The sequence below is a fragment of the Pseudomonas sp. QS1027 genome (assembly GCF_002814235.1).
In the GTDB taxonomy this organism is placed as follows: Bacteria; Pseudomonadota; Gammaproteobacteria; order Pseudomonadales; family Pseudomonadaceae; genus Aquipseudomonas.
The window spans coordinates 1-11,731 of sequence record NZ_PHSU01000029.1 but is presented as its reverse complement, the minus strand read 5'-3'; the positions used below and the strand labels follow the sequence as shown (position 1 = coordinate 11,731).

Genomic DNA, 11,731 nt, shown 5'->3' with positions numbered 1-11,731 from the left:
TTATTCTCTAAATCGGCTGTTTTACAGCTTCAACCCTGCACGACGCAGGTGGCCAAGTGCTCGGAAAGAGCCTCCCAGGCAATGCTTTGTTGCTCGCCCTGGCCACGCAGGGGTTTGAAACCTACCACTTGCTGAGCCAATTCGTCGTCTCCGAGAATCAAGGCGTACAGCGCACCACTCTTGTCAGCTTTCTTGAACTGGCTCTTGAAGCTGCCGGCACCGGCGTTGACCTGCAAGCGCAGGTTCGGCAGCTGGTCGCGGACTTTCTCGCTCAAAGCCAGGGCCGCGAGCTCGGCGGCCTCGCCGAAAGCACACAGGTAGACGTCGACCTGACGGGCGATTTCTTCCGGGACCTGCTCCAGGGTTTCCAGCAGCAGGATCAGCCGCTCGATGCCCATGGCAAAACCCACGCCCGGGGTCGGCTTGCCGCCCATCTGCTCCACCAGGCCATCGTAGCGACCACCGGCACAGACCGTGCCCTGGGCGCCCAACTGGTCGGTGACCCATTCGAAAACGGTCTTGCTGTAGTAATCCAGCCCGCGTACCAGCTTGGGATTGATCACGTACGGGATACCGGCCGCATCGAGACGGGCCTTGAGGCCTTCGAAGTGCAGGCGCGATTCGTCGTCGAGGTAGTCGGCGAGTTTCGGCGCATCCACCAGCGCGGCCTGGGTGTCCGGGTTCTTGGTGTCGAGTACCCGCAGCGGGTTGGTCTTCAGGCGGCGCTGGCTGTCTTCGTCCAACAGCTCGAGACGCGCGCTGAGGAACTCCACCAGGGCCTCGCGATAACGCCCACGGGACTCGCTGGTGCCCAGGCTGTTGAGTTCGAGCTTGACCGCGCCGCGGATGCCCAGCAGGCCCCACAGGCGCCAGGTCAGCACGATCAGCTCGGCGTCGATGTCCGGGCCATCGATATTGAAGACTTCGCAGCCGATCTGGTGGAACTGGCGATAACGGCCTTTCTGCGGACGCTCGTGGCGGAACATCGGGCCGATGTACCAGAGCTTCTGCGGCTGGCCACCACCGGTGATGCCGTGCTCCAGCACGGCGCGCACACAGGCCGCGGTGCCTTCCGGACGCAGGGTCAGGGAATCGCCGTTGCGGTCCTCGAAGGTGTACATCTCTTTTTCGACGATGTCGGTCACTTCACCGATGGAACGCTTGAACAGCTCGGTGAACTCGACGATCGGCATGCGGATCTGCTTGTAACCGTAGTTATCCAGCAAACGCGCGACCGTGCCCTCGAAATAGCGCCACAGGGGCGTCTGCTCGGGCAGGATGTCGTTCATGCCACGAATGGCTTGCAAAGACTTGCTCACAAAATATCCTTAAATTCTTCGATCAGCCGCGGGCGATCAGCGCCGCGTCGGCTTCGACCTTTTCGGCCGCCTTCTGCCGGATCAGCCTTTCGAGCTCATCCACCAGATTGTCATTCGTCAGTTTCTGCGCCGGCTTGCCGTCGATGTAGATCAGGTTCGGCGTGCCACCGGTCAGGCCGATATGGGCCTCTTTGGCCTCACCCGGTCCGTTGACCACACACCCGATCACTGCCACATCCAGCGGTACCAGCAAATCTTCCAGGCGCCCTTCCAGCTCGTTCATGGTCTTGACCACATCGAAGTTCTGCCGCGAGCAGCTCGGGCAGGCGATGAAGTTGATGCCACGGGAGCGCAGGTGCAGGGACTTGAGGATGTCGTAGCCGACTTTCACTTCCTCGACCGGGTCGGCCGCCAACGAGATGCGAATAGTATCGCCAATCCCTTCGGCCAGCAGCATACCGAGGCCGACGGCGGATTTCACTGTGCCTGAACGCAAACCACCGGCTTCGGTGATCCCCAGGTGCAGCGGCTGGACGATTTCCTTGGCCAGCAGGCGGTAGGCGGCTACTGCCATGAACACGTCGGAAGCCTTTACGCTGACCTTGAAGTCCTGGAAGTTCAGGCGTTCCAGGTGCTCGACATGGCGCAGCGCGGACTCCACCAGCGCCTCTGGCGTAGGCTCGCCGTACTTTTTCTGCAGGTCTTTTTCCAGGGAACCGGCGTTGACGCCGATGCGGATCGGAATACCGCGATCACGGGCGGCATCGACCACCGCGCGCACGCGGTCTTCGCGACCGATATTGCCCGGGTTGATGCGCAGGCAGTCGACACCCAGTTCGGCCACGCGCAGGGCGATCTTGTAGTCGAAGTGGATATCGGCGACCAGCGGCACCTTGACCAACTGCTTGATCCGACCGAAGGCCTCGGCGGCATCCATGTCCGGCACGGAAATGCGCACGATATCGACGCCCGCGGCTTCCAGGCGATTGATCTGTGCCACGGTGGCCGCGACGTCATTGGTGTCGCTGTTGGTCATGCTCTGCACCGCGATCGGTGCATCACCGCCTACGGGTACCGAGCCGACCCAGATTTTACGGGACTCGCGACGCTTGATAGGAGATTGGCCGTGCATGACTTATTGACCTAGCTTCAGGCGAGCGGTCTCGCCACTGGTGAACGGGGCGATATCGACCGGCTGACCGTTGTATGTGATCTGGGCGCCGCGGGCATAACCCAGGCGCACGGCAAAGGGTGGCTTGCCGCTGAGCTCAAGGTTCTCGCCCTTGCGCTTGAGGCCGCTGACCAGCACCTTGCCGTTGCCGTCGGTGACCTGGGTCCAGCAATCGGCGACGAAGGTCAGGTGAACCTGGCCGGCGCCGGCCACGGGCTCGGCCGCAGCGGGTGCAGGTGCACCGTTGACCGGGGCGCCTGGCGCGACTGTCGACATCGGGGCCGGAGCGGCTGTCGGGGCCACCACCAGGGTCTGGGCCGAATGTGGCACAGGCACGACAGCCGGGGTCGACGGAGCACTGGCCGCAGCGGCCGGGGCCGCAGGCTGGGCCTCGGCCGCGCCTTCAGGTGCCGGCGCCTCGGAGGCTGCCTGGTTCTCGGTCACGGCCTGGTCTTCCGGCTCGTCGATCGGGTGAATCTGCGTGGTGCCGTCGGCGCTTTCGACTTCGACGTGCTCCATGTTGACCGCCGCCTGATCCTTGGAGCGCAGGCTGGCCTGGTCCTGCCACCAGACGAAGCCGCCGCCGATCACGGCGATCAGCAACAGCAGGCTGACAATGCGCAAGAGGGTGTGGGAAAACCGCACCGGCTCTTCGATACGCCCCAGCGCCTGAACGCTACTGCCCTGGGAGTCGGTGCCGGTGCTCTGGTCGAACTGCTGGACCAGGACCGTCTGGTCCATGCCGAGCAACTTGGCGTAGGCGCGGATATAACCCCGGGCAAAGGTATGCCCCGGCAGCTTGTCGAAGGCACCGGCTTCCAGGTTGCTCAGGGACGACACCGTGAGGTTGAGCTTCACGGCCACCTCGGCCAACGTCCAACCATTGCTTTCGCGGGCCTGACGCAGGGTCTCACCGGGGTTGACGCGAGTCGCTGCTACAAATTCGGGTTGCGCCGCTTTCATCTTTGCTCCGACAGGTATTGCTGATATTCCGGCGTACCGGGATAGAGTCGTTTTAGTTGCAAGCCGTAACTGGCGGCCTTGTCACGATCTTCGTAGATTTTCGCCAGGCGGATACCGAGCAATAGACTACGTGCATTTTGCTCGCTCAGCAGGCTGAAGCGCGCGTAATAATCGCGTGCGGGCACATAATGCCTGTCTTCGTAAGACAACTCAGCCATTTCCAGCAAGGCACGTGGCTGTTGGCGGTTCAGGCGCAGGGATTTGTCGAAATGCTGCAGGGCCAGATCCCGCTGGCCAAGGGCCAGGGCGGTCAGGCCGAGGTTTTCGAAAACCCGCGAGCGTTCGGTATAGAGGCTGTCGTTGGCGGCCTGTTCAAAGCGCTCGTAGGCGTCCTTGTAACGCTTGAGCTCAAACAGAAAGCTGCCGTAATTGTTGAGCGTGCGCGCATCGTTCGGACGCGACGACAGGGCCTTGTGGAAATGCTCCTCGGCCAGCTGCGTTTCGCCTTCGGCCTGGAACACCAGCGCCAGGGCGCCATTGGCATCCGGGTCGGAGCTGTCCATCTCCAGGGCTTTCTTGAGCGGGACCTTGGCCTGCTCGGTCTGGCCTTGCTGCAGATAACCGATGCCCAGCTGTACATAGGCCATGCGCGCTTCATCGCGCCCCTTGCTGGTGCTCAACGGGTCGACATTACCCGTTGAAACGCAGCCGGCCAGCAGGCCGACGAATACTACAAGGAGCGCAGCGCGCAGGATCATGGAGGTCCTCTCTCAGTTTCGGTTCGCGGCGCTTTGCCCACTTTCGGCATCGGCGCTCAGCTCACGTACGGCGATGTAGCGTTCGCTGCGACGGGTGCGATCCAGCACCTGCCCCACCAGTTGACCACAAGCCGCGTCGATGTCTTCACCGCGGGTGGTGCGTACCGTGACGTTATAGCCGGCCTGATGCAACAAGTCCTGGAAACGCCGGATCGCATTGTTGCTCGGGCGCTCGTAGCCCGAATGCGGGAACGGGTTGAACGGAATCAGGTTGATCTTGCATGGCGTGTCCTTGAGCAGCTCGATCATCTCGACAGCATGCTCGACCTGGTCGTTGACATCCTTGAGCAGGGTGTACTCGATGGTCAGGACGCGCTTCTCGCCGAGGGTCGCCATGTAGCGACGGCACGACTCGAGCAGCATCTTAAGCGGATACTTCTTGTTGATCGGCACCAATTGGTTACGCAATGCGTCATTCGGTGCGTGCAGCGACAGCGCCAGGGAGACGTCGATGTGCTCGGCGAGCACGTCGATCATCGGTACCACGCCGGAGGTCGACAGGGTCACGCGGCGCTTGGAGATGCCGTAGCCCAGGTCGTCCATCATCAGGTGCATGGCCGCGATGACGTTGTCGAAGTTCAGCAGCGGCTCACCCATGCCCATCATCACCACGTTGGTGATGGCACGGTCGACGGTCGCCGGGACGCTGCCAAAGGATTTGTTGGCAATCCACACCTGGCCGATGACTTCGGCGGCGGTGAGGTTGCTATTGAAGCCTTGCTTGCCGGTGGAGCAGAAACTGCAGTCCAGGGCACAGCCCGCCTGGGACGAAACGCACAAGGTGCCGCGCTTGCCCTGGGGAATGTAGACGGTCTCGACGCAGCTGCCGGACGCCACGCGCACCACCCATTTACGGGTGCCGTCGGTGGAAATGTCCTCGCTGACGACTTCAGGACCGCGAACCTCGGCAACCGCCTTGAGTTTTTCACGCAGGGCCTTGCTGACGTTCGTCATGGCGTCGAAATCATCGACGCCAAAGTGGTGAATCCACTTCATGACCTGACCGGCACGGAAACGCTTCTCCCCGATTGAGTCGAAGAATTTTTCCATTTCCGGTTGAGTCAGACCCAACAGGTTTATTTTGCCGATTGATACAGTCATGGATTCACCCTCACTCCCAAGCCTTTGCTTAGCGAGTGGTTACTTCGGTAGCGGCGAAGAAGTACGAGATTTCGCGAGCAGCAGCGGCTTCGGAGTCCGAACCGTGTACAGCGTTGGCGTCGATGGAGTCAGCGAAGTCAGCACGGATGGTGCCGGCAGCAGCTTCTTTAGGGTTGGTAGCGCCCATCAGCTCACGGTTCAGAGCGATAGCGTTTTCGCCTTCCAGAACCTGGACAACAACAGGGCCGGAGATCATGAAGGCAACCAGGTCGCCAAAGAAACCACGAGCGCTGTGCTCAGCGTAGAAGCCTTCGGCTTCGGCTTTGGACAGTTGCTTGAGTTTCGAAGCCACAACGCGCAGGCCGGCTTTTTCGAAACGGGTGGTGATCTCGCCGATCACGTTTTTTGCAACGGCGTCAGGCTTGATGATGGAGAAAGTACGTTGAACAGCCATGGTGTAACTCCAGAAACAGTGATTTGCCAAAAATTAAACCCGCGAATTATACGCGGGTTCCCAAGTATTGCCTAACCTGCTGCGCTGCTCAGTCGCGTTCTTCGATCCAGTGGGCCTGAATGGCCTCCAGAACCTTCTCGCCGCAGTGCTCAGGCTTGTCGTCGAACTCGGGCAATTCCATCACCCACTTGCGTAGATCGACGAAGTTGACCGACATTGGATCGACTTCCGGCTTGCTTTCAGCCAGTTGGATCGCGATTTCCAGTACATCAACCCATTTCAGGCTCATGGTAATTCCTTGAATCAATGCGGCGCTTCAGCGGCGTGGTTGAGCGAGTATTTCGGAATCTCGACGGTCAGGTCCTCGGTCCCGACCTTGGCCTGACAGCCCAGGCGCGACTGGGCTTCCAGCCCCCAAGCCCGGTCAAGATAGTCTTCTTCCAGATCATCGGCCTCTTCCAGCGAGTCGAAACCTTCGCGAATCAGGCAGTGGCAGGTGGTGCAGGCGCAGACGCCGCCACAGGCACTTTCCATTTCGATATGGTGCTCATGGGCCAGTTCGAGGATCGAGATCCCCGTCTCAGCCTCCACGACCAGGCCGTCCGGGCAAAACTTCTCGTGTGGCAGAAAAATTACCTGCGGCATCGTTATTCCCCAATCTCATTCAGGTTGCGCCCCGCCAGGGCGGCCTTGACCGTCGAATCCAGGCGGCGGGCAGCAAAAGCATCGGTCACTTGCGACAGACGCTTGGTCTGCTGCTCGATGGCGTAACCATCGGTACCTTTCATCAGTTCGATCAGCTCCTGCACCTGCAGGTCGATGACCATCCGCTCATCGGCATCCAGCAAACGCTCGCCATCAGCCTCCAAAGCCGCTTGCACGGCTTCGACCAGGCGCTGGGCATCGACCTGCTGCTCACGCAGCACGCGGGCGACCTTGTCGTCACCGGCGTACTGGAACGAATCCTTGAGCATCTTGGCGATTTCGCCGTCGGTCAGGCCGTAGGACGGCTTGACCTGAATGCTCGCCTCGACGCCCGAGCCCAGTTCGCGGGCCGAGACATCGAGCAGACCGTCGGCGTCGACCTGGAAGGTCACGCGGATCTTCGCCGCACCCGCGACCATGGCCGGAATGCCCCGCAGTTCGAAGCGCGCCAGGGAACGGCAGTCACTGATCAGTTCACGCTCGCCTTGCAGCACGTGAATCATCATGGCCGACTGGCCGTCTTTATAAGTGGTGAAGTCCTGGGCGCGGGCGACCGGGATGGTGGTGTTGCGCGGAATCACCTTCTCCATCAGGCCGCCCATGGTTTCCAGGCCCAGGGACAACGGAATCACGTCCAGCAGCAGCAATTCGCCGCCATCGCGCTTGTTGCCAGCCAGGGTATCGGCCTGGATCGCGGCACCAATGGCCACCACCTGATCCGGGTCGATCTCGGTCAACGGCTGACGACCGAACATCTCGGCGACCGCTTCGCGAACACGCGGCACACGGGTCGAACCGCCGACCATGACCACGGCCTGGACCTCGTCGAGCTCCACGTTCGAATCGCGCACGGCGCGCCGGCAAGCCTTGAGGCTGCGCGCAACCATGGGTTCGATCAGCGCATCGAAGGCTTCACGGGTCAACGCGGCACGCCAGCCGCCATAGACCACCTCGACCGAAGTCGCATCGGTCAGGGCTTCCTTGGCCGCGCAGGCGGTTTGCAGCAGATGACGCTGCACGCCCGGATCGAGATCGGCGGACAAACCCGCCTGCTCGATGATCCAGCCAGCGATCGCATGGTCGAAGTCATCGCCACCCAGGGCGCTGTCGCCACCGGTGGCCAGCACTTCGAAGACGCCACGGGTCAGACGCAGGATGGAAATATCGAAAGTACCGCCGCCCAGGTCATAGATGGCAACCACGCCTTCGGCGTTCTGATCCAGACCATAGGCCACCGCAGCCGCAGTCGGCTCATTGAGCAGGCGCAGCACGTTGAGTCCGGCCAGTCGGGCCGCGTCCTTGGTCGCCTGGCGCTGGGGCTCGTCGAAATAAGCCGGCACGGTGATCACCGCGCCCACCAGTTCGCCACCCAGGCTCGCCTCGGCGCGCAGACGCAGCACCTTGAGGATCTCGGCGGACACTTCCACCGGACTTTTCGGGCCCTGCACGGTGTCGATGAACGGCATGTGCGACTCGCCACCGACAAAGCGGTAAGGCAGCTGTTCGCCCAGTTGCTTGACGTCCGCCAGGCCACGGCCCATCAGGCGCTTCACCGACAACACGGTATTGAACGGGTCACCGGCGGCGGCCAGCTTGGCCGACTGACCGACTTCAACGCGGTCAGCGTGATAGCGCACCGCGGACGGCAGGATCACCTGCCCATCGGCATCGGGCAACGGCTCGGAAAGACCACTGCGCAATGCAGCGACCAGCGAATTGGTAGTGCCCAAGTCGATCCCCACAGCCAGGCGACGCTGGTGCGGTTGAGGACTCTGGCCGGGTTCGGCGATCTGCAGTAGGGCCATCGTTATCTGGACTTATCTGAATATCAGGCGTGCGACCGAGGCGGCACTGGGTTAATCGTCGAGGCGCTCTTCTAGCTGGCGCACTTCGTAGGTGAGCTTGTCGAGAAACTGCATGCGCCGCATCAGGCGTTCGGCCTGTTCGCGTTGCGCGGCATCGTTCCAACAAGCTGCGAAGCTGTCGTTCAATTGATCCTGGGCGACTTTCAAGCGGCGCTTGAACGTGGCGATACCGGGCAGGTCCGCTTCGTCCTGCAACTCCTCGAGCTCCTCGCGCCATTGCATCTGCTGCATGAGGAAATCGGGGTCGTGCACCGTGACCTCCAGCGGCAACTCGCGACCGCCCATGGCGAGCAGGTAGCGCGCACGCTTGGGAGGACTCTTGAGGGTCTGGTAGGCCTCGTTGAGGCTGGCGGACTGCTCCAGGGCCAGGCGTTGCTCACGCTCGGAAGCGTCGGCAAAGCGGTCCGGGTGCACACCGCGCGCCAGTTCTCGATAGCGCGCGGCCAACTGTTCGAGATCCAGCGCAAAGCTCGGCTGCAACTCGAATAAAGCAAAATGACAAGGAGTACCCACAAGAAGCCTCAGATGTTGAAGCTTTCGCCGCAGCCACACTCACCGCGCACGTTGGGGTTGTTGAACTTGAAGCCTTCGTTCAACCCTTCCTTGACGAAATCCAGCTCGGTGCCGTCCAGGTAGGTGAGGCTTTTCGGGTCGATGATCACTTTTTCGCCGTGACTCTCGAACACCTGATCTTCCGCCACCACTTCGTCGACGAACTCCAGCACATAGGCAAGGCCGGAACAGCCTGTGGTGCGAACACCCAGACGAATCCCTTCACCTTTGCCGCGCCCGTCAAGGGAGCGTCGCACGTGTCGAGCAGCCGCTTCTGTCATGCTGATAGCCATCGGTGACTCCTTACTAATCGCTTGAACGCCAGATCGTTTAGATCAGGCCTTTCTTCTGCTTGTAATCGCGAACGGCGGCCTTGATGGCGTCTTCGGCGAGAACCGAGCAGTGGATCTTCACTGGCGGCAGGGCCAGTTCTTCAGCCAGCTGAGTGTTCTTGATGGTCTCTGCTTCATCCAGAGTCTTGCCTTTCATCCACTCGGTAGCCAGGGAGCTGGAGGCGATAGCCGAACCGCAACCATAGGTCTTGAACTTGGCATCTTCGATGATGCCTTGCTCGTTGACCTTGATCTGCAGGCGCATCACGTCGCCGCACGCCGGAGCGCCGACCATGCCGGTGCCGACATCAGGGTCTTCCGCGTTCATCTTGCCGACGTTGCGCGGGTTTTCGTAGTGGTCGATGACCTTTTCGCTGTAAGCCATGGTACTTGATCCTCACTCATCAGGGCCGCTCTCGGTCCTGTCGTTACGTCAGCCGTTGATTGCCGCGTCGCTACAGGACCTGTATGTGGCGGCTTCTTTATTTAGTGTGCCGCCCACTCGATCTTCGAGATATCGACGCCGTCTTTGAACATGTCCCACAGCGGCGACAGAGCGCGCAGCTTGGTGACGGCCTCGCAGACTTTCTGCGCGGCATAATCGATTTCTTCTTCGGTGGTGAAGCGGCCGAAGGTGAAGCGGATCGAACTGTGTGCCAATTCGTCGTTGCGGCCCAGGGCGCGCAGTACGTACGAAGGCTCCAGCGAAGCCGAGGTGCAAGCGGAACCGGAGGAAACCGCGAGGTCCTTGAGCGCCATGATCAGCGACTCGCCTTCGACGTAGTTGAAGCTCAGGTTCAGGTTGTGCGGTACGCGGGCGGTCATGCTGCCGTTGATGTACAGCTCTTCCAGGTGTTCGACCTGCTTGTAGAAACGGTCGCTCAAGGCCTTGATACGCAGGTTCTCGGCAGCCATGTCTTCCTTGGCCACACGGAACGCTTCGCCCATGCCGACGATCTGGTGGGTCGCCAGGGTGCCGGAACGCATGCCGCGCTCGTGACCGCCGCCGTGCATGGTCGCTTCAAGGCGAACACGCGGCTTGCGGCTGACGTACAGCGCGCCGATGCCTTTAGGACCGTAGGTCTTGTGGGCCGAGAAGGACATCAGGTCGACTTTCAGCTTCTGCAGGTCGATGTCGACCTTGCCGGTGGACTGGGCGCCGTCGACATGGAACAGCACGCCGCGCGAGCGGGTCAGCTCGCCGATGGCAGCGATGTCGTTAACGGTGCCGATCTCGTTGTTCACGTGCATGATCGAAACCAGGATGGTGTCGTCGCGCAGGGCGGCTTCAACCATGGCCGGGGTGATCAGGCCATCTTCACCGGGCTCGATGTAGGTGACTTCGAAACCTTCGCGCTCCAGTTGGCGCATGGTGTCGAGGACCGCCTTGTGTTCGATCTTGCTGGTGATCAGGTGCTTGCCCTTGGTGCCGTAGAAATGCGCGACACCCTTGATCGCCAGGTTGTCGGACTCGGTGGCACCGGAGGTCCAGACGATTTCACGCGGGTCGGCATTGACCAGGTCGGCCACCTGGCGACGAGCGTTTTCCACGGACTCTTCGGCTTTCCAGCCGAACACGTGGGAACGGGACGCCGGGTTACCGAAGTTTCCGTCGACCAGCAGGCATTCACTCATCTTCTGGGCGACACGCGGATCAACCGGGGTCGTCGCTGAGTAATCAAGGTAAATCGGCAATTTCATGGACACTCTCCTAAATCAGGCTGGCTGGCGCACCGCGGGCTCTTTGGCTGTCATTCGACGGCGGACGCTTCGATCTTATCCAGGCGCGGCGCCTTGCCATTACAGCGGCGCTGATCCTGACGCTGGGCGACCTCTTGCACTTCACGGCGAGTGACAAGGTCCGCCAAGCTGATACCGCTGAGAAATTCGTGGATCTGCAGGCTGAGGTCGCACCACAGATGGTGGGTCAGGCAGGTATCGCCGGCATGGCAATCGCCCAGACCCTGGCATTTGGTGGCATCGACCGATTCGTTCACGGCATCGATCACCTGGGCAACCTGGATCCCCTGCATGTCGCGCGACAGCTGGTAGCCGCCGCCGGGACCGCGCACGCTGGACACCAGGTTGCTGCGGCGCAACTTGGCGAAAAGCTGTTCGAGGTAGGACAGGGAGATGCCTTGGCGCTCGGAGATATCGGCCAGAGACACCGGCCCGCGTTGCGCGTGCAACGCCAGGTCGAGCATGGCGGTCACGGCGTATCGGCCTTTTGTAGTCAGTCGCATGGACAGGTACCACGGAGTTACGGGATCGGGATGGGGAAGAGTATGCTATTCCCGAGTATTTAAGTCAACTATAAGACCTAGTGCTTTAGTCGGGTTTACCACGAAAAGAGCGCGCGAATTGTAGCAAAGTCTGGGGCGTAATGGCATCACCGCCGTCGTGACTGACTAGTGGTTCCTTGGCGCCCTTCAGGACGTCTTCGCGGGCAAG

General features: G+C 61.2%; 14 protein-coding genes. All 14 read right to left on the bottom strand.

Features of this window, described 5'->3' with window-relative positions:
* Positions 1-29: 29 nt before the first annotated feature.
* The 14 genes from hisS to iscR all read right to left on the bottom strand — a co-directional run bounded on the left by hisS (position 30) and on the right by iscR (position 11,523).
* Complete coding sequence (gene hisS / locus CWE01_RS24365) at positions 30-1,319, bottom strand: histidine--tRNA ligase (RefSeq protein ID WP_100943103.1); 1,290 nt, start codon at positions 1,317-1,319, stop codon at positions 30-32.
* Positions 1,320-1,341: 22 nt separating this feature from the next.
* Positions 1,342-2,451, bottom strand: a complete 1,110-nt coding sequence (gene ispG, locus CWE01_RS24360; protein WP_100943102.1) for a flavodoxin-dependent (E)-4-hydroxy-3-methylbut-2-enyl-diphosphate synthase — start codon at positions 2,449-2,451, stop codon at positions 1,342-1,344.
* Between the two features lie 3 nt (positions 2,452-2,454).
* The gene (locus tag CWE01_RS24355; RefSeq protein ID WP_100943101.1) at positions 2,455-3,453 is read right to left on the bottom strand and encodes a RodZ family helix-turn-helix domain-containing protein; all 999 of its coding nucleotides are present in this window, start codon (positions 3,451-3,453) and stop codon (positions 2,455-2,457) included.
* Entirely contained in the window at positions 3,450-4,211 is a 762-nt protein-coding gene (gene pilW / locus CWE01_RS24350; RefSeq protein WP_100943100.1) for a type IV pilus biogenesis/stability protein PilW, read from the bottom strand. The genes CWE01_RS24355 and pilW overlap by 4 nt, the downstream gene beginning before the upstream one ends.
* Positions 4,212-4,223: 12 nt before the next feature.
* Complete coding sequence (gene rlmN / locus CWE01_RS24345; RefSeq protein ID WP_100943099.1) at positions 4,224-5,372, bottom strand: 23S rRNA (adenine(2503)-C(2))-methyltransferase RlmN; 1,149 nt, start codon at positions 5,370-5,372, stop codon at positions 4,224-4,226.
* A gap of 28 nt (positions 5,373-5,400) precedes the next feature.
* Positions 5,401-5,826, bottom strand: a complete 426-nt coding sequence (gene ndk, locus CWE01_RS24340; protein ID WP_007916882.1) for a nucleoside-diphosphate kinase — start codon at positions 5,824-5,826, stop codon at positions 5,401-5,403.
* Between the two features lie 88 nt (positions 5,827-5,914).
* Complete coding sequence (gene iscX, locus CWE01_RS24335) at positions 5,915-6,115, bottom strand: Fe-S cluster assembly protein IscX (protein ID WP_100943098.1); 201 nt, start codon at positions 6,113-6,115, stop codon at positions 5,915-5,917.
* 14 nt (positions 6,116-6,129) lie between these two features.
* Positions 6,130-6,471 (bottom strand): ISC system 2Fe-2S type ferredoxin, encoded by a 342-nt coding sequence (fdx, locus tag CWE01_RS24330; protein WP_100943097.1) that lies wholly within the window; start codon positions 6,469-6,471, stop codon positions 6,130-6,132.
* Positions 6,472-6,473: 2 nt separating this feature from the next.
* Positions 6,474-8,336: a Fe-S protein assembly chaperone HscA gene (gene hscA / locus CWE01_RS24325; protein WP_100943096.1), complete on the bottom strand. Its 1,863-nt coding sequence runs from the start codon at positions 8,334-8,336 to the stop codon at positions 6,474-6,476.
* 51 nt (positions 8,337-8,387) lie between these two features.
* A complete protein-coding gene (gene hscB, locus CWE01_RS24320) occupies positions 8,388-8,909 on the bottom strand; it encodes a co-chaperone HscB (protein ID WP_100943095.1) in 522 nt (173 codons plus the stop codon).
* An 8-nt stretch (positions 8,910-8,917) separates the two neighbouring features.
* A complete protein-coding gene (gene iscA / locus CWE01_RS24315; RefSeq protein WP_010565230.1) occupies positions 8,918-9,241 on the bottom strand; it encodes an iron-sulfur cluster assembly protein IscA in 324 nt (107 codons plus the stop codon).
* Positions 9,242-9,278: 37 nt separating this feature from the next.
* A complete protein-coding gene (gene iscU, locus CWE01_RS24310) occupies positions 9,279-9,665 on the bottom strand; it encodes a Fe-S cluster assembly scaffold IscU (protein WP_007929523.1) in 387 nt (128 codons plus the stop codon).
* 101 nt (positions 9,666-9,766) lie between these two features.
* Complete coding sequence (locus tag CWE01_RS24305; RefSeq protein WP_100943094.1) at positions 9,767-10,981, bottom strand: IscS subfamily cysteine desulfurase; 1,215 nt, start codon at positions 10,979-10,981, stop codon at positions 9,767-9,769.
* A 50-nt stretch (positions 10,982-11,031) separates the two neighbouring features.
* Positions 11,032-11,523, bottom strand: coding sequence for a Fe-S cluster assembly transcriptional regulator IscR (iscR, locus tag CWE01_RS24300; RefSeq protein WP_100943093.1), 492 nt, complete (start codon positions 11,521-11,523; stop codon positions 11,032-11,034).
* Positions 11,524-11,731: the final 208 nt, after the last annotated feature.